14 protein-coding genes are annotated in these 17,797 nt (G+C 69.7%); 6 read left to right on the forward strand and 8 right to left on the reverse strand.

All coding sequences use genetic code 11. The features are described 5' to 3' along the window. The first annotated feature begins 5 nt into the window (after positions 1 to 5). The 3 genes from A8W25_RS27790 to A8W25_RS27800 all read left to right on the forward strand — a co-directional run bounded on the left by A8W25_RS27790 (position 6) and on the right by A8W25_RS27800 (position 3,427). Positions 6 to 1,586: an acyl-CoA carboxylase subunit beta gene (locus A8W25_RS27790; protein WP_067166384.1), complete on the forward strand. Its 1,581-nt coding sequence runs from the start codon at positions 6 to 8 to the stop codon at positions 1,584 to 1,586. Between the two features lie 28 nt (positions 1,587 to 1,614). Continuing rightward, positions 1,615 to 1,911: an acyl-CoA carboxylase epsilon subunit gene (locus A8W25_RS27795; RefSeq protein WP_234386600.1), complete on the forward strand. Its 297-nt coding sequence runs from the start codon at positions 1,615 to 1,617 to the stop codon at positions 1,909 to 1,911. 715 nt (positions 1,912 to 2,626) lie between these two features. Next, complete coding sequence (locus A8W25_RS27800) at positions 2,627 to 3,427, forward strand: response regulator transcription factor (RefSeq protein ID WP_371655131.1); 801 nt, start codon at positions 2,627 to 2,629, stop codon at positions 3,425 to 3,427. A gap of 293 nt (positions 3,428 to 3,720) precedes the next feature. On the opposite strand, the gene A8W25_RS27805 is transcribed toward A8W25_RS27800, so the two are convergent. The 7 genes from A8W25_RS27805 to A8W25_RS27835 form a co-directional block, all read right to left on the reverse strand. Then, on the reverse strand, positions 3,721 to 4,122 hold the full coding sequence (locus A8W25_RS27805) for a GNAT family N-acetyltransferase (protein ID WP_067166390.1): 402 nt from the start codon (positions 4,120 to 4,122) through the stop codon (positions 3,721 to 3,723). Next, the gene (gene purB, locus A8W25_RS27810) at positions 4,106 to 5,392 is read right to left on the reverse strand and encodes an adenylosuccinate lyase (RefSeq protein WP_079126499.1); all 1,287 of its coding nucleotides are present in this window, start codon (positions 5,390 to 5,392) and stop codon (positions 4,106 to 4,108) included. Before purB ends, A8W25_RS27805 begins: the two co-directional genes overlap by 17 nt. Before the next feature lie 52 nt (positions 5,393 to 5,444). After that, positions 5,445 to 6,947 (reverse strand): glutamine synthetase family protein, encoded by a 1,503-nt coding sequence (locus tag A8W25_RS27815; RefSeq protein ID WP_067166392.1) that lies wholly within the window; start codon positions 6,945 to 6,947, stop codon positions 5,445 to 5,447. A gap of 3 nt (positions 6,948 to 6,950) precedes the next feature. Continuing rightward, positions 6,951 to 8,330: an amidase gene (locus A8W25_RS27820; protein ID WP_079126436.1), complete on the reverse strand. Its 1,380-nt coding sequence runs from the start codon at positions 8,328 to 8,330 to the stop codon at positions 6,951 to 6,953. A 33-nt stretch (positions 8,331 to 8,363) separates the two neighbouring features. Then, positions 8,364 to 10,283, reverse strand: a complete 1,920-nt coding sequence (locus A8W25_RS27825) for a hypothetical protein (protein ID WP_067166394.1) — start codon at positions 10,281 to 10,283, stop codon at positions 8,364 to 8,366. Next, positions 10,280 to 10,630, reverse strand: a complete 351-nt coding sequence (locus A8W25_RS27830; protein ID WP_067166396.1) for a 4Fe-4S dicluster-binding protein — start codon at positions 10,628 to 10,630, stop codon at positions 10,280 to 10,282. Before A8W25_RS27830 ends, A8W25_RS27825 begins: the two co-directional genes overlap by 4 nt. Positions 10,631 to 11,448: 818 nt before the next feature. After that, positions 11,449 to 12,384 carry a sigma-70 family RNA polymerase sigma factor gene (locus A8W25_RS27835; RefSeq protein ID WP_067166399.1) on the reverse strand — a complete coding sequence of 312 codons (936 nt, stop codon included), beginning with the start codon at positions 12,382 to 12,384 and terminating at the stop codon, positions 11,449 to 11,451. Positions 12,385 to 12,623: 239 nt separating this feature from the next. Here A8W25_RS27835 and A8W25_RS27840 point away from each other — a divergent pair, with 239 nt between their 5' ends. From A8W25_RS27840 to A8W25_RS27850, 3 genes are all read left to right on the forward strand, one after another. Continuing rightward, positions 12,624 to 14,813 (forward strand): MMPL family transporter, encoded by a 2,190-nt coding sequence (locus A8W25_RS27840; RefSeq protein WP_079126437.1) that lies wholly within the window; start codon positions 12,624 to 12,626, stop codon positions 14,811 to 14,813. A 176-nt stretch (positions 14,814 to 14,989) separates the two neighbouring features. After that, positions 14,990 to 15,754 carry an SDR family oxidoreductase gene (locus A8W25_RS27845; RefSeq protein ID WP_067166402.1) on the forward strand — a complete coding sequence of 255 codons (765 nt, stop codon included), beginning with the start codon at positions 14,990 to 14,992 and terminating at the stop codon, positions 15,752 to 15,754. A gap of 165 nt (positions 15,755 to 15,919) precedes the next feature. Further along, positions 15,920 to 16,792: a sigma-70 family RNA polymerase sigma factor gene (locus tag A8W25_RS27850; protein ID WP_067166403.1), complete on the forward strand. Its 873-nt coding sequence runs from the start codon at positions 15,920 to 15,922 to the stop codon at positions 16,790 to 16,792. 234 nt (positions 16,793 to 17,026) lie between these two features. Here the strand turns inward: A8W25_RS27850 and A8W25_RS27855 are convergent, their stop codons facing one another. Continuing rightward, positions 17,027 to 17,791, reverse strand: a complete 765-nt coding sequence (locus tag A8W25_RS27855) for a gamma-glutamyl-gamma-aminobutyrate hydrolase family protein (RefSeq protein WP_324616341.1) — start codon at positions 17,789 to 17,791, stop codon at positions 17,027 to 17,029. Positions 17,792 to 17,797: the final 6 nt, after the last annotated feature.

Below are 17,797 nucleotides of genomic sequence, written 5' to 3' on the forward strand. Positions count from 1 at the left end.
ACACCATGCCGACCACGCCGACCACACAGTCCTCCGCCGAGGTCTCCGACCGGCTGGACGAACTCAGCGAGCGCAAGGAACAGGCCGTCCGCGGCCCGAGCGACAAGGCGACCGAGGCGCAGCACGCCAAGGGCAAGCTGACCGCGCGCGAGCGGATCGAACTCCTCCTGGACAAGGGCAGCTTCACCGAGGTGGAGCAGTTGCGCAGGCACCGCGCCACGGGCTTCGGCCTGGAGGCGAAGAAGCCGTACACGGACGGTGTCATCACCGGCTGGGGCACGGTCGAGGGCCGTACGGTCTTCGTCTACGCGCACGACTTCCGGATCTTCGGCGGCGCGCTGGGCGAGGCCCACGCCTCCAAGATCCACAAGCTGATGGACATGGCCATCGCGGCCGGTGCGCCGCTGGTGTCCCTGAACGACGGCGCCGGCGCCCGTATCCAGGAGGGCGTCAGCGCCCTCGCGGGTTACGGCGGCATCTTCCAGCGCAATACGCGGGCCTCGGGCGTCATCCCGCAGATCAGCGTGATGCTCGGCCCGTGCGCCGGCGGCGCCGCGTACTCGCCCGCGCTCACGGACTTCGTCTTCATGGTCCGCGAGACCTCGCAGATGTTCATCACCGGCCCGGACGTGGTGCAGGCGGTGACCGGCGAGGAGATCAGCCAGAACGGCCTCGGCGGCGCGGACGTGCACGCCGGGATCTCGGGCGTGGCGCACTTCGCGTACGACGACGAGGAGACCTGCCTCGCCGAGGTGCGCTACCTCCTCTCGCTGCTCCCCTCCAACAACCGGGAGATGCCGCCGCTGGCGCAGACCTCGGACCCGGTGGACCGCGAGGGCACGGCCCTGCTGGACCTGGTGCCGGCCGACGGCAACCGCTCGTACGACGTGCGCTCGGTGATCGAGGAGCTCGTCGACGAGGGCGAGTACATGGAGATCCACGCCAACTGGGCGCCCAACCTGGTGGTCGCGCTCGCCCGGCTCGACGGCCATGTCGTCGGCATCGTCGCCAACCAGCCCTCCGCCATGGCGGGCGTCCTCGACATCAAGGCGAGCGAGAAGGGCGCGCGGTTCGTCCAGTTCTGCGACTCCTTCAGCATCCCGCTGATCACCCTGGTCGACGTCCCCGGCTTCCTGCCGGGCGTGGACCAGGAGCACGACGGCATCATCCGGCGCGGCGCGAAGCTGCTCTACGCCTACTGCAACGCGACCGTGCCTCGTATCTCGGTGGTGCTGCGCAAGGCGTACGGCGGTGCCTACATCGTGATGGACTCGCGCTCGATCGGTGCCGACCTCGCGTTCGCCTGGCCCACCAACGAGATCGCGGTGATGGGCGCCGAGGGCGCGGCGAACGTGGTGTTCCGCCGGGAGATCGCCGCCGCGGAGGACCCCGACGCGATGCGCAGGCAGAAGATCGACGAGTACAAGAACGAGCTGGTGCACCCCTACTTCGCGGCGGAGCGCGGTCTGGTCGACGACGTCATCGACCCGCGCGAGACCCGCTCGGTGCTGTGCCGCTCGGTCGCGATGCTCATCGCCAAGGACGCCGAACTGCCCCGCCGCAAGCACGGCAACCCGCCCCAGTAGGCCCGACTCCCGTAGAGAGGTGACCGACATGAGCGAGATGACCCAGATCACCGAGCCCGCCGAGACCGCCGCCGAGCCTGCCGAGATGACCCTGGAGCACTGCCGTGAGCTGCTGAGAGTGGAGCGCGGTAATCCGGATCCCGAGGAACTGGCGGCGCTGGCCGCGCTGTTCTTCGCGCACTTCTCCGCCATGGAGGCCCGGGCCGAGGCGGCCCGGGTGATGATCCCGAGGCAGCGGCGCTCCGCGAGCTGGCGCCGTACCGACCGGGCGACGGGCTTCGACGGCCCGCGCACCTGGCGGGCGGGCGGCCCCGTGCTCGCCTGACGGAAGGTCCTGACGATTCGTCAATTACCGTCAGCACCACGGATTCTGCCGTGAAGAGCAGTGCGCAGCGCCCCGAGCGGGCCGCCCCGACCCGGCGGCCCCGCCCGGGGCGCGCCGCTGTTCAGGCCGCCCGGACTTTACTTGACACACACTCTCCCCGAAGACCATTCTGTGCGGTGAATGGGGGTCTTCGTCATGCAGGTGTTGCCGTACTGCAAGCTACAGCCCGATCACAGGGAGCGCTGGGGGGCGCGAGCCGCGCCCGACTGAGGCGCAGTACCGGCGAATTCAAGCCACCGGCCAGAGTGACGCCACTTGGACACCTGTTAGTTAACTAGTTGTCAGCAGACTCGCCTGAATTCCGTAAACATCCAGGCGGGTGTGGCGAACATCATGTCATGGCTACGTCAACGTCAGAGGCGCGCCAAGATGGCCGGTTTATACGAGTCGCGGCGAGTTACCCTTGGTTGAATCAACGGATCCACCAGTGTTCCGCTTCCGCATGGCGAGCACTGGTTGACGGGGGCTCCCCGTCGTGATCACGTATGGAAACGAAGAGGCGCTCTGTCCGATCTCACTCAATAACCGACACAGTTTATTTGTTATTTGCTCGAACCTCTTTGAATTCCGTAGCAGCGGTCTGTAGGTTCGTCGGTGTTCGTCGGTGAGATCCGGATCGGATCTCCTATGGGACTCACTCAGATGGGGGAGGGACATGACTCGCGGGGGAGGCATGACTCAGAGTTCGTCAGAGGCAGTGCTGGAGCCTCATATACCTGTCCAGCGTGGTCCAGGGGGACCACACCTGATCGAAGAGGGCGTGTCCGAAGCGGTACGCAGGGTGGCGGGCCTCTCCCGGGGCCGGCGGATCCTCGTGGTCGACAGCGACGTCGACGGCGCGGAGTCCCTGGTGTGCCGACTGCGCAGGCACGGCCACGAAGCCATCGGCGTGAAGAGCGGCAGCACGGCCCTGCAGGCGTACGAGGACGTCGATCTCGTCCTGCTGGACCTTGAGCTCCCGGACCTCGACGGTCTGGAGGTCTGCCGGGCCATCCGCTCGGTCAGCGGCATCCCGGTGATCATCGTCACGGCCCGCGGCTCCGAGCTCGACTGCGTCCTCGGCCTCCAGGCCGGCGCGGACGACTATGTGGTCAAGCCGTACGGCTTCCGGGAATTAATGGCACGGATCGAAGCCGTCATGCGCCGCGCTAGGTTCCAGCCGCCTGTTGCCAGAGAGATCTTGCACGGGCGGTTGCGCATTGACGTGAGCTCCCGCGAGGTGAGCCTGGACGGCCGAGAGGTGGGGCTGACCCGCAAGGAATTCGATCTCCTCTGCCTGCTCGCGTCCCATCCGGACACGGTCATTCCGCGTAAGCGCCTGCTTCAGCAGGTCTGGGGCGACTCATGGTCGCGCCGCACTGTCGACACCCATGTCAGCAGTCTTCGCGGCAAGCTCGGTGACAGCGGATGGATCATTACCGTGCGCGGGGTCGGTTTCAAGCTCGGCAACGGGTGAATTTCCGCCTTTCCACCCGAGCGCAACAAGAGAAAAACAAGTTGAACAACCGTCATATATCCCAAGAATTCTTTGGCGCGGCAGCCGGTAATGGCTACCAGGAGTAGGGCGGGTTTTGGGCCGGGGCCTCCGGAGGTGATGGCATTACCTCCGGAGGCCCCGCTGCCATATCAGTGATTCCCCAGAACATCAATTGTGTGCAACATCGTCCTGCACACCCCGTACACACGAAAGGCCCCCGCGCCCGGCCGAGCCGGGCCGCGGGGGCCTTCGGGTGAACTGCCGCCGGTTTCCTACGGGTTGAGAACCCAGGCGGAGTTGTGCTGGACGAAGCCGATGTGCGGGTAGTAGTCCACCGCCGCCGGCGCCGACAGCAGGATGACCTTGGCCTGCGGGGCCTCCTTCTGCGTGGCGTCGATCAGCGCCCGCCCGATGCCCGAGCGCTGGTAGTCGCCGCTCACCGCGATGTCGGAGAGGTACGTCGCGTAGCTGAAGTCGGAGATGCTGCGGGCTATGCCGATCAGCCTGCCCTCCGCACGGGCCACGACCACGAGATTGGCGTTCCGCACCATGGCGGCGAACCGCGTCACGTCCTCGATCGGACGGCGCTCACCGAGCCCGGAGGAGCGGTAGACCTCAAGGACCTCCTCCAGGTCCAGGTCCGCACCCTCCACACGCTCAATCTTCCAGGTCACGAAGTTGCTCCAATCGATCGAGAATCACGCCGTGGTTGACGAGGAAACGCTCCGGGCGCAGCTGGCCGATGTCCATGCCCTCCTGGCGCAGCGTGTCCCCGAAGTGCTCGCCCGTGGCGATCGTACGGTTCGCGGCGGCCTGGACCGTGCGGTACGCCTTCTCCCGCTCCACCCCGTCCGCCAGCAGGTCGGCGAGGACGGCGGAGCTGTAGACCAGGCCGTCGGTGCGGTCGATGCCCGCCCGCATACGGTCCGGGAAGACCTTGAGGTCACGGACCAGCTGGGTCGCCATGGTGGCCTGGAAGTGCCCCACCGCCAGCGCGTCCGGCAGGATCACCCGCTCCACCGACTGGTGCGCCAGATCGCGCTCGTGCCACAGCGCCACGTTCTCCAGGGCGGTGGCCGCGTAACCGCGCAGCAGCCGGGCCAGACCGTTCAGCCGCTCGCTGGTGGTCGGGTTCCGCTTGTGCGGCATGGCGCTGGAGCCCTGGTACGCGGAGGTGCGCTGCTCCTCCACCTCGCGGACCTCGGTGCGCTGCAGCAGCCGCAGCTCCAGGGCGACCTGCTCGATGCTCGCGCCGAGCAGGGCGATGGCCTGGAGCAGCTGGGCGTGCCGGTCGCGGGCGACGACCTGGCTGGGGGCCGGCTCCACACCGAGCCCGAGCTCCTCGCAGACGTAGGCCTCCACCGAGGGGTCGATCAGCGCGTAGGTGCCGACCGAACCGGAGATGGTGCCCACCGCCACGGCCTTGCGGGCCGCCTTGAGCCGGGTGAGCGAGCGGTCCACGGAGAACGCGAACTGCGCCAGCTTGTGGCCGAAGGACGTCGGCTCGGCGTGCACCCCGTGGGTGCGGCCGACGATGACCGTCTCCCAGTGCTCCAGGGCCCGCTCGACCAGGGTCCTGCGCAGCTCCACGCCGGCCGCGAGGACCAGGTCGGTGGCGCGGGCCAGGTTGTGGCCGAGGGAGGTGTCGACGAGGTCGTAGCTCGTCATGCCGAGGTGGACCCAGCGGGCCGACTCGTCGGGGATGTCCTCGCAGTAGGCGGCGAGGAACGAGAGCACTTCGTGGTCCCGCTCCCGCTCGATCTCCTGTACCCGCTCGGGCGTCGGGACCTTGGCCCGCCGCATGTCCTCGACGGCGTCCTCGGGCACCCGGCCCAGGCGCACCTGGGCCTCGGAGGCGAGGATCTCCACCCGTACCCAGGTCGCGTAACGCGCCTGGTCCGAGAAGATGTCCGCCATCGCGGGCAGGGTATAGCGGGGAATCATGTGGGCCAGCACCCCCAGGGTGAGCTCGTGGACAGGTGGTTCGGACGGGGCATCAGTAGGCCTCGAAGTATTCGCGCTGCTCCCACTCGGTGACCTGGCCCTCGGCCGGGCGCTCCTGGGCGCGCCAGGCCTCGAAGCGGGAGACCTCGCTCTCCTTGAGCTTGGCCAGGGTGGCGGCCAGCGGCTTGCCGAGCAGCTCGGCGCCCTGACCGGCCCGGAAGGCCTCCAGGGCCTCGTCGAGCGACTGCGGCAGGGTCTCGTACACGCCCTCGCCGCCGGCCGGGCGCGGGGCCGCGCCGGGGGTGGCGGTGAGCCCGTCGAAGCCCGCCGAGAGCTGGGCCGCGATGGCGAGGTACGGGTTGGCGGTGGGCTCGCCGGTCCGGTTCTCGATGTGGGTCGCGGAGCCGCCGCCGACCACGCGGAGCATCACGCTGCGGTCCTCGTAGCTCCAGCCGATCCGGGTCGGCGAGAGCGTGAACTCCGAGCTGAGGCGGCGGTAGCCGTTGATCGTCGGCACCGAGAGCAGACACAGGTCGCGGGCGCGGGCCAGCAGGCCGTCGATGTACGCCCTGCCCCGGTCCGAGATGCCGCCGCCCTCGGCCGCGAAGATGTTGCGGCCGGCCGCGTCCATCACCGACTGGTGCAGGTGCCAGCCGCTGGGGTCGAAGCTGTCGACGCGCGGCAGCGACATGAAGGTGGCGTGGTAGCCCTGTCGCGTCGCGGTCTGCTTGACCATGGTGCGGAACAGCAGCATCGCGTCGGCGGTGTCCAGCGCGTGCATCGGGTTGAAGGTCGTCTCGATCTGACCCGGGCCCGACTCGTGCTCGATCGACCGCAGCGGCAGGCCGAGTTCGAGGAGCTTGAGGGCGAGCGGGCTGGTGAAGTGGGCGACCGAGTCGTAGTTGGAGTCCAGGTTGAACTGGTAGCCCGCGTTCACCGCCTCGACCTGGGGGGCCGCGCCCTGGAGGCCGAAGCCGTTGCCCGCGTTCCCGGGAGGGCCGGGCAGACGCTTCGTCAGGTACCACTCGACCTCAAGGCCGAGCACCGGGGTGAGGTCGCGGGCCGCGTACCGGGCGATCACCTGGCGCAGCACGTTGCGCGCGGAGAGCGGGTGCGGGGAGCCGTCGCGCAGATACTCGTCGCCGAGCACCCAGGCGGTGCGCGGGCCCTCGTGCGGCAGGATCTGGAAGGTCAGCGGGTCCGGCACCAGGACGAAGCTGCCCGCGCCGGCGATCTCGTCGACTCCGACGCCCGGGTCGGAGAGGTAGTCGAGCGCGGCCGCGTGGCCGGTGTCGAAGATGAAGGGCCCCGAGCTGAAGTCCATGCCGTTGCGCAGGACCGAGCGGAACGCGTCGACGGTGAGCGTCTTGGAGCGGGCCAGACCGTGCGGGTCGCCGAAGACCAGGCGGACGAGGTCGACCTCGTCGAGCGACGCCTCGATCTGCTCGGCGGCGGCGGCCTGTTCATCGGTCCACAGGCCGAACTCGGTGACGAACGCGGGGCGTCCGACACCGCCCGACTCGGAGAAGGGGCTGGACCACGACCGGGAGAACATGGTTTACAGGATCCTTTCGGTTACTCGGTCCGGTGCGGCCGGCAGGGGCCCGAGGTCCGCCTCAAGACGGCGTGCGGCTGACAGGACCAGATCGTCCGCCCCGAACGGGCCCACGAGTTGGAGCCCCACCGGGAGACCGGCGCGGGTGAGTCCGGCCGGGAGGGAAACGGCCGGCTGGCCAGTCATATTGAAGGGATACGTGGCGGGTGTCCACGCCAGCCAGAGCAGGTCCTGTGGACGGTTCGCCCACTGGGGGCCGATCGCGTGGGGGTCGAACGGCTCGATGGGCACGGTGGCCATGGCCAGCAGGTCGTACCGGTCGAAGATCTCGTGCAGTCTGGTGCGCAGCGCGAGCCGCACCTCCTCGGCCCGCATCACCGTCGCGCCGCTGAGGGTGCGCCCGTGCCGGACGATCGCGAGGCGGCCCGGGTCGCACCACTCCTCGTCGGCGGGCGAGGTGGAGGCGGCGTCACTGGCGGCGAGGATGTCGACGAGGGCCGGATACGGGTCGCGGAAGGGCACCTCTATCCGCTCGACGTGATGGCCCTGCGAGGCGAGCGCGGGCAACGCCTGCTCGCTGACCCGGCGGATCTCCGGCGAGGTGCCAGGGAACTCGATCCAGCCGATCCGCAGCGAGCGGCGCTCGCCCGGTACGTCGGCCGCGCCGATCAGCGAGTCCGGGTCGCCCGGGTGCCCGCCGGTGATCACCGAGGCGAGCTCGATGACGTCCGGCACGGTCCGCGCGATCGGCCCCTGGTGGGAGAGCCGGTCGGCGCAGGCGGGCACATAGGGCACCTTGGCGAAGGACGGCTTGTAGCCGACCACGCCGCAGAACGCGGCGGGGATGCGGATCGAGCCCGCGCCGTCGGTGCCGAGCGCCCCCGAGCCGAGGCCCGCGGCCACCGCGGCCGCGGCGCCGCCGCTGGAGCCGCCGGCGGTGAGGTCGGGGTCCCACGGGTTGCGGGTGGGCGGCGCCACCCGGCTGACCGTGGAGGCGCTCCAGCCGTACTCCGACGTCGTGGTCTTGCCCACGACGATCGCACCGGCGGCCCGGAGCCGCGCGACCGAGGGCGCGTCGGCCCGGGCCCGCCGGTTCTCCAGGAGGGACCCGCGGGCGGTGGGCAGGTCCCCGGTCTGGATGAGGTCCTTCACCGAGACGGTGATCCCGAGCAGCGGCTGCCGCTCGAACGCCGCCCGGCCCAGCTCGCGGATCCGGGCGTCGGCCAGCTCGGCCTCCCGTACGGCCTCGTCGCCCGCGACCGAGACGAACGCCCCGAGCTCGATGTCGGTCTTCTGGATCGCGGTGAGGACCGACTGGACGTGCTCGGCCGCGGTGAGCTCGCCCCGGGCGAGGAGCTCGCGTATGTCACCGATGGAGGTCAACGGATCTCCTTGCAAGGACAGGTGGGACGCCGGTCACGACACCTGGTGCGGCTGCCTGGCGTTGGCCGCCGCGGCCTGGACCGACTGGAGGTGCCACTCGGAGTCGAAGGCGGTGACCTCGATGTCCTCGCCCTCGGCCACCAGCGCGGCGGCGGCGCTCATGGCGCCGGCGATGAACCCGGAGGTCCGGTGGGCGGCGAGCAGGTCGCTCTCGTCGAACGGCCGGCCGTCGCAGCGCAGCAGGCGCAGGTCCATGAACCCGTTGAACTTCCGGTCCATCACCTCGACCGACTGCGGGCTGCGGATGCTGAAGCGCACCTTGGTGGCGACATGGCCGTGGTGGTGCTGGTCGGAGTAGAAGGCGACGTCCGGGATGGTCGGCGGGATGAAGTGGTCCCGCTCCACCACGGCGGGCACCTTGGGCAGGTTGCCGGCGATGAAGTGCCAGGAGTTGTACTGCATCCGCGACGACATCGCCCAGGCGTTGTCGGCGAGCTGGAGCACCGAGTCCTCGTAGTGGCGCTTGGCCGCCGGGGCGGGCACCACGCAGCAGAAGAAGTCGGTGATGTCCCACTTGGTGATCTCGGTCCAGCTCTGCTCGCGCAGGGCTCGCATGAGTTCGGGGATGGAACGCATGCCCCGGCTCATCGCGAAGTCGGCCTCGAAGACATCGGTGGCACCGGCCACCGTCTCGTACACCAGGGCTTCGAGCCCGGTGCCGAAGTCGCCGTGCGGCCGCGCCAGCCAGCCGGGAGAGGCGGCCAGGCTCGCGCTCAGCTCCTCGAAGGTGGCGCCGGTGACCGGCAGCCGCTCGCTGAGGCGCTCGCTGAGCTCCGCCTCGCGCTGCTTCGATGCCTCGCCGTACGGCCCGGCCAGGCGCTCGATCTTGTGCATCAGCGCGCCGTGGATCTCGCGGTAGAGCTGGGCGTTGGGCAGTACGTGCCCGACGCGGCGCTCGCGCAGCGCCATGGCGAGGGAGTTGAGCGCCTCGACGCGGTGCGTGGGGGCGGCCGGGACCGGCTCGCCGCCGGGCACCGCGTTGTAGTTCCCGCGGGTGCGCTCCAGCATGAACGCCAGGTGGTCCAGGGTGAGCTGGGTGCCGTTGGCCTCCTCGATCCGGCCGGCGCCCGCCGACCGCACGAGCAGGGTGAGGCAGACCACCAGCATCGCGTCGTGGTCGGACCAGCGCTCCATCTCGACGCCGAGCAGGCTGCTGAACGTCTCGCTGGGGTGGCCGGCCCAGAGGGTCTTGCCGATGAGGTTGTTGCCCTCGCGGAAGTTGGTGTAGAGCTTCCCCTCCTGGTGGAGGACGAAGGGGGCGGTCCGCAGCGCGGACTCCCGTACCGTCTCCAGGAGTTCGTCGCGGGCCGGGGTGCCGAGCGCGGCCAGCCACTGGCGGCAGTCGACGACCTGGTCGGCGTAGCGGGCGGCGGCGCGGTTGACCTCGCTCTCGTAGTCGAGCAGGTCCTGCGCCGACCACGGCACGTCGATCACGCCGTCGACCAGGTTCTCCTCGTCGGCGAGCGAGCCCTGGGAGGGGACGCGGATGACGATGCGGCCGGTGGTGGTCAGACCCAGCTCACCCAGGAACGCCGGGCGCTCCTTGGTGTCACGCACCGGGGCGGGCAGGTCCTCCTCGCGCCACGAGATGCCGCAGAGCACCTTGAGTGCCGCCTCGTCGGCGGTGCGCAGCGCGCGCAGCTGGACGTCGCCGGGGACATGGCCGTCCAGGGTGAGCAGCGCGTTCACCGCCGTCCGCAGATCGGGGGCGTCGACGGCCTTCTCCCAGGCGCGCTTGAGGAGGGTGGGGAAACCGGCCTCCTCGTCCTTCAGCCGGTCCGGCTTCGGCGTGGCGCCGGCCACCGCGCCCAGGCGGCTGGGCCGGCGGCTCTGCCGCTTCTTGGCGTTGATGGCCCGGCGCGAAGTGCCGTTGCGCTCAGCGAAACTTGTCATGACACACCCTCAGCGGTAAGCCCGATGTGGTTCCACATCTCGTCGGACGTCGGGGTCCAGTCCTCGTCCACGTAGATGCAGTCGACGGGGCACTCCAGGACGCACTTGGGGCAGCCCGAGCACAGCTCGGGGATGATGACGACGTCGAGCCCGTTGTCGAAGATGGCGTTGAACTCGGGCGGGCAGGCACGCAGGCAGGTGTCGCAGGTGATGCACTCGGCCCGCTCGATGCGGCGCGGCGGCTTCTTCCACGTCTCGCTGCGCTGTCGCTCGGCGATCACCTTGTTGCGCCCGGATACCGAGCCTTCCACCTCGTCGAGTGAGTCGTCCGAAGTATTCGTGGGCATGTGGCCCCCCTCTTGTCCTGTTTCGCTCGTGACCACGTAAGAGAGCATCAATAGCGCGCCGCACTTCGGCGACGTCGGCCAGAATTACACGGAGGCCCGCTTCATGGGAACGGCGGGCGAGCGGTGTGCAGGCGCGGATCAAAACGTGTGGTGGATTCCTGCTGGAGGGAATCTTGAATCGCGCGGACTCTTGATAATCCCCGGTTCCGCAAGGGGACGCAATATGCTCAAGTCAGCACGCCGCAGACGCTGGTACGGCGGCCCGAAGGACCCCGCGATGGGCCATCTGACCTGCGAGGATCTGGGAGTGTGAGCCGGGGCGGCGGCCGGTCGGCCGAGGGCCTGGGGGTCACGACGCACGAAGGTATACGCGAAGCGCGTCCGTGCAACCGCGGAACTTTCGCAGTCGAACACCTTGTGCGCGCCGCGCCGCGCGGCAACTTCACGCGCGGCTGCTTACTGGTGTCACCTTACCGTTTTTTGGGCTTGGTGTCCGTTATCCATTCCGGTGCGCATTTCCGCTTCACCGGCCTATGGGTGAGGCAAAGGAATCCCGTGATCGACGCGGTCCAAAAGGTGATCGACGCCACCCGGTAAGAGGCGCTCGGGTATGCGGTCGACGGGCGGGTGGGGATTTTCCCGGGACGTCAATTGTTCAACGAGAGCGAAGTGCGGGCGAGGCCCGGGGGAGCCGCGGACGCGAGCGGTGTTCGAGGCGCGCGCAAGCGGCGCGCCACCGGGTCGAACACCCGGTGGCGCGCCGCGGTGGTGCCGGACGTCACCTCAACGAGGGCCGCGGTACGCGGAGTCGTCCCTCCTCATTCGCCCAGGATCGTCAGATCGGTCCGGCTGAGCCGGTCCGGAGCGGCCCGCATGTCGATGCCGGTGATCCGCTCGTCCACGATCGTGAAGCCGAAGACGACCCTCGGCCGGCCGCGCGGCGCCCACACCGCGCCCACCGACCCGTCCACCAGCGCCAGTCGGGCATAGCGGGCCCGCCCCGAGAACGTCCGCGCCACCGAGGGCGCGCCCCGCACCTCCGTCGGCGCGCCCGCCGCCACCGCCTCCGGGTCGGCGTGCAGCACCACGTCCGGGTCGAGCATCGCGATCAGGGTGTCGAAGTCGCCGCCGCGCGAGGCGGTCAGGAATGAGTCCACTATCCGCCGCAGCCGGTCCGGGCCGTCGTCCGGCAGCGGGTCGACGCTCTGCACCCGTACGCGCGCCCGGCCCGCGAGGCCACGGGCGGCCTCCGGCCCGGCGACGCCGACGATCGGCGCGATCTCCTCGTACGGCAGACCGAAGAGGTCGTGCAGGACGAACGCCATCCGCTCCGCCGGGTCCAGCGTCTCCAGGACGACGAGGAGCGCCAGGCCCACCGAGTCGGCCAGCAACTCCTCGTGGACCGGGCCCATCCGGGACAGGTCCGCCGCCAGCGCGTCGGGCAGCGGGGCCTCCAGGTCGTCCGGCGCCCGGCGCGCCGCGGGCACCCGCGGCAGCAGGGGAGCGGCCGGGGAAACCGTTCTGCGCGTGCGCAGCCGGTCAAGGGAGACGTTCGCGACCACTGTCATCAGCCAGGCGGGCAGGCCCCGGACACCCTCGTCCGTGGCGTCGTCGCCGCTGTCGATGATCTGTAACCACGCTTCCTCGACGGCTTCGTCGGCCTCGTTCAGCGTCCCCAGCATCCGGTACGCCACGGCCCGCAGATGCGGGCGGTTCTCCTCGAATCGCCGCGCCAGCCATTCGCCGTCGTCCATCGGTCACATTCCTCCGTCGCGCTCCGTCAGTGAGTGACGAACGCGTCACGGTCACACCCTCTGGCCACGTTCCGTCATAGCAGTGACGAACAAAACCCAGCTCATGTGACAGGAAGAGGTACCCCGATCGAGTCGAGGCGATCGGGTCGTACAGGGGAGGCCCCTCGAACAACCAGAGTTCGACCGAGCCCTGAGCGCCGCACTGGCCGCGCAGGACTCCCGACCCTTAGCGAGCAGTCATGACGACGCATCCTCCATCACCGAGGCAGTCCACCGAGGAGCCGCCGCCCCCACCCACGTCCTCGTTCGCCCACAAGTTCGCGCGAGCGGTGGCCGGCCGCCGCTCCAAATGGGCCGTCCTCGTGCTCTGGGTGCTGCTCATGGGCGTGGGCGGATCCCTTGCGGCCAAGCTCGGTGACGTCCAGAACAACGAGTCCCAGACCTGGTTGCCGAAGAACGCGCAGGCCACCAAGGCGGTGAAGATCGCCGAGGATTACTTCCAGGACAAGGGCCGCCTCGGCGCGGTCCTCGTCTACGCGCGCGAAGACGGCCTCACCGAAGCCGACTTGGCCAAGGTGAACGCCGACCGCGGCCGGTTCGTCACGGACAGGATCGCGGCGGCGGAGATCCCGCCGGTCACGGTCGCCGCCGACAAGAAGGCCGCGTTCCTCAGCGTGCCCATCAAGTCGGACAAGAGTGACAACAAGGTCCTCGGCGACGGTGTGAAGAACCTGCGCAAGGCGGCACAGGCGAACGCGCCGGACGGCCTCGACGTCAAGATCGCGGGCCCGGCCGGCAGCATCGCCGACTTCATCGATGTCTACTCCGGCATGGACGGCGCGCTGATGGGCGCCACGATCGGACTCGTCGCGATCTTCCTGCTGTTCACCTACCGGAGCCCGATCCTCTGGCTGATCCCGCTGATCTCGGTCTTCGTGGCCAGCCAGGTCGCCAGCGCCGTCGTCTACCTCCTGGCCAAGCACGCCGGGTTGACGGTCAACGGAATGAGCGCCTACGTACTGATCGTCCTGGTCCTCGGCGTCGGTACGGACTACGCGCTGCTGCTGATCGCCCGATATCGCGAGGAACTGCACCGCCACGAGGACAAGCACGAGGCGATGGTGTACGCGCTGCAGCGCTGCCTGCCCGCCATCACGGCGTCCGCGGCGACCGTGGGCATCGCCACCATCTGCCTGGTGTTCGGCTCGATGAACTCCACCCGGGGCCTCGGCCCGGTGGTGGCGCTCGGCGTCGTCATCGTCTACTTCGCGATGGTCACGCTGCTGCCCGCCTTCCTGGTGATCCTGGGCCGCTGGGTGTTCTGGCCCTTCACCCCGCGCTACTCGACCGAGTACGTGGACGCCGGCGTCGAGAAGGAGCACGGCTTCTGGGGCCGCATCGCGGGCTTCGTCGGCCGCCGGCCGCGCCCGATCTGGATCGGTACGGTGCTGGTCCTCGCCGCCCTGGCGTTCGGCGCGATGTCGCTGTCCACCGGCCAGACCCAGGCCGAGCAGTTCACCAAGAAGGTCGACTCGGTGGCGGGCCAGGAGCTGCTCGCCCAGCACTTCCCGGCCGGCTCCTCGGCGCCCGCCGACGTGTACGTCAAGGACGCCGGCGCGGCCACCGCGCTCTCCACGGTCCAGGGCGTGTCCGGTGTCACCAGCGCGACCACCGTGGACACCAGGAACGGCTGGACGCATATCGAGTCCGTCCTGAAGAACGCCCCGGACACCCAGGCCGCCAAGCAGACCATCGAGCGGATGCGCACCGCGCTCGACCACGCCTCCGGTGAGGCCCGGGACGCGGTGGTCGGCGGGCAGACCGCGATCGCGCTGGACACCTCCGACGCCCAGGGCAAGGAGGAGAAGGTACTGATCCCACTCATCCTCGCGGTGGTCCTGATCATGCTGATCATCCTGCTGCGGGCGCTGGTGGCGCCGCTGGTGCTGCTGCTGTCGGTGGTGCTCTCGTACACCGCGGCCGTCGGAGCCGCCGCGCTGCTCTTCCACGCGGTCGGGTATCCGCGGATCGACCGGGGGCTGCTGCTGTTCGGCTTCCTGTTCCTGGTCGCCCTCGGTGTCGACTACACCATCTTCCTGATGACCCGGGCCCGCGAGGAGGTCGGCAAGCGCGGCCACCGCGACGGCATCCTCACCAGCCTCACCGTCACCGGCGGGGTGATCACCTCGGCGGGCCTCGTCCTGGCCGCCACCTTCAGCGTGCTCGCGGCGATCCCGACCGTGGCCTCGCTCCAGCAGGGCCTGCTCGTCGCGGTCGGCATCCTGCTGGACACGTTCATCGTCCGCAGCCTGCTGATCCCGGCGCTCGCACTTGAGCTCGGCCCGAAGTTCTGGCGCCCGGGGCATCCCGAGCGCGACGAGGCGGACCTTCCGGTCAGGCCGCGCGCCGAATCGGCGCGGCTGGGCTGACCCCGTACGTACGACACACGCACCGGCTCGTACGTGCGGTCCTCGATCGCGGGCGCATCGCTTCCCCAGCGGGAGCGGTGCGCCCGTGCGTATGTCCGGGGCCGGTGCGGAACCGCCGCGTCACACTTTCGCGGGCCGCCTCGTCAGTGTGGCGACACTTCAACCGAGGAGGAGCCATGACGTCGCCCATTCTGGTGACCGGCGGCACGGGCACGCTGGGACGACTGGTCGTCTCACGGCTGCGGGACGCGGGCGCCGACGTCCGGGTGCTCAGCAGGAAGAGCCGCCCGGCCGAGAACGGCGTCACGTATGTGACCGGCGACCTGGCCAAGGACCAGGGGATCGGCCCCGCGGTCGACGGCGTCCGGTCACTCGTGCACTGCGCCAGCGACAAGAAGGGCGACGCCGACGCCACCCGCAACCTGGTCCGCGCGGCCGAGGCGGCCGGGGTCACGCACCTGGTCTACATCTCCATCGTGGGCGTCGAGGACGTCTCCTTCGGCTACTTCAAGTCCAAGCTGGAGTCGGAGCGGGTGGTCACCGAGTCCGCGGTGCCGTGGACGCTGCTGAGGGTCACCCAGTTCTACGACTTCATCCTGGGCGGGGCCCAGAAGGCGAAGAAGCTGCCGCTGGTCCCGGTGCCCTCGGGCTTCAAGGTCCAGCCGATCGACCCCGAGGAGGTGGCGGTCCGGCTCGCCGAGCTGGCCCTGGACAAGCCGGCCGGGCGCGTTCCCGACCTGGTGGGGCCCGAGGCCACCGACGCGGTCGCGATGATCCGCGCCTATCTGAAGGCCGTCCACCGCAGCTCCCCGGTGGTCCCGGTGTGGATGCCCGGCATCGGCAGGATCCGCTCCGGCGGGCTGCTGCCGAAGGGCCCGGCGGACGGGTACGACACGGCCCGGGTGACCTGGGAGGAGTTCCTGACCGCCAAGCTCGGCTGACGGCGCCGGGGACAGCGAACATCGGGCCATGCCCCCTATTCAGACAATTTCATAGGAAATAACCGAACTGGATACCGAACATCCAAGATCTGAACTTGATGTGACTTGTCCCATAGGCTGGGTTTCGCAGTGTGTGACGACGGGCCCGGTGGAGGAATGTGACCCATGGACGAGACCGAACGGCTGGCGGAGCGCTTCGAGGCGTACCGCCCCCATCTGCGGGCCGTCGCCTACCGGATGCTGGGCTCGCTGAGCGAGGCCGAGGACGCCGTGCAGGAGTCCTGGTTCCGGCTCAGCCGCTCGGACGTGAGCGCGGTGGAGAACCTGGGCGGCTGGCTGACCACGGTCGTCGCGCGCGTCTGCCTGGACATGCTGCGTTCGCGTGAGTCGCGGCGCGAGGACCTGCTGGGCGAGCGGCCACCGCCCGTCCACCACGGTGCGCACGAGAGCGCCGACCCCGAACAGGAGGCGGTGCTGGTCGACTCGGTCGGCCCGGCGCTGCTCGTGGTGCTCGACACGCTCTCCCCGGCCGAGCGCCTGGCGTTCGTGCTGCACGACATGTTCGCCGTGCCCTTCGACGACATCGCCCCGGTCGTGGGGCGCTCGACCATCGCGACCCGGCAGCTCGCGAGCCGGGCGCGGCGCCGGGTGCAGGGCGCCGAGGCCGCCCCCACCGTCGACCGTGGGCGCCAGCGGCAGATCGTCGACGCCTTCCTCGCCGCCTCGCGCGGCGGCCGGTTCGACGAACTGCTCGCCCTGCTCGACCCGGAGGTCGTGGTCCGCGTCGACGGCGCCGCCCTGGCGATGGGCGCGAGCGGCGCGCTGGGTGCCCAGGCGGTGGCCAAGACGTTCTCGGGCCGGGCCCAGGTTGCCCAACTCGCGTTGGTGGACGGGGCTCCGGGCATGGTCTGGGCACCGAACGGCAGCGTGAAGGTGGTGTTCGACTTCATCGTCGTGGACGGGCGGATCGCCGCGATCGACATGCTCGCCGACCCTGAGTACCTGGACGAAATGGACGTGAAGGTGCTGACGGAGTAGCGGCCCGTGCCCCGGCGGGTGGCGTAGGAGCAGCCGTCGAAGGAGCCGCGAAACCGGGAAAGCTCCCTGTTTCCCGGGGTGCCTGCTCCCCGAAACGCCACTCCACGCGACACGTTCCATGCAACACCACGAGGCGCAGCGCGGCCATCGGGCCGTGCTGCGCCTCTGTCGTTCCTTGAGCGGATTCCTAGCCGGTGCGCACGCCGCGCGCATCGGCCGGGAATCCGCCGCGAGTCATCCGCGCCGTACCGACATCCGCTGGCGCGCCGCCTCGGCGAGCGCGGTGAACGGGCTGTCGTCGTCGGACTCCTCGGCGTGCCACTGCACGCCGACCGCGAACGGGTGGTCGTTGACCTCGATGGCCTCGACCGTGCCGTCCTCGGACCAGGCCGTCACCGTCAGGCCCTCGCCGACCTCGTCGATGACCTGGTGGTGATGGCAGGGCACGACGTCCTTGGCGAGGAACTTGGCGAGGTGGCTGCCCGGTTCGAGCCGCACCTTCTGCTGTCCGTACTCCTTACCGCCGGGGGAGTGGTTGTCGTGGCCGACGACGTCCGGCAGGTGCTGCTGGAGCGTGCCGCCACGGAGGATGTTGATCAGCTGCTCGCCCCGGCAGATGCCGAGCGTGGGCAGGTTGTCCTCCAAAGCGGCCTCGATCAGGGCGAGTTCGGCCCGGTCGCGGGTGGTGTCGTTCCAACCGGTCTTCTCGTGCTTCTCCTGCCCGTACAGCGCGGGGTCCGCGTCGGGACCCGCGAGCAGCAGCAGACCGTCGAGCCCGCCGATGGTCTGCTCCACGCCGGGCTGCGGAGCGAGCAGCACCGGTATGCAGCCGGCGTCGGCGACCTTCTGGACGAACGTCTGGGGTACGAACGTCGCGTCCATCTCGAAGATCGCGAATTTGATCTGGGTCACGACGGCCGTGATACCGATGACGGGCCGAGGTGTGCGGTCCAGCGAGTTCAAGGTCTCATTGACGGCGGAATGCACAGTGCACCTCACAAAGTG

The organism is Streptomyces sp. ERV7 (assembly GCF_001653515.1).
Classification (GTDB): domain Bacteria; phylum Actinomycetota; class Actinomycetes; order Streptomycetales; family Streptomycetaceae; genus Streptomyces.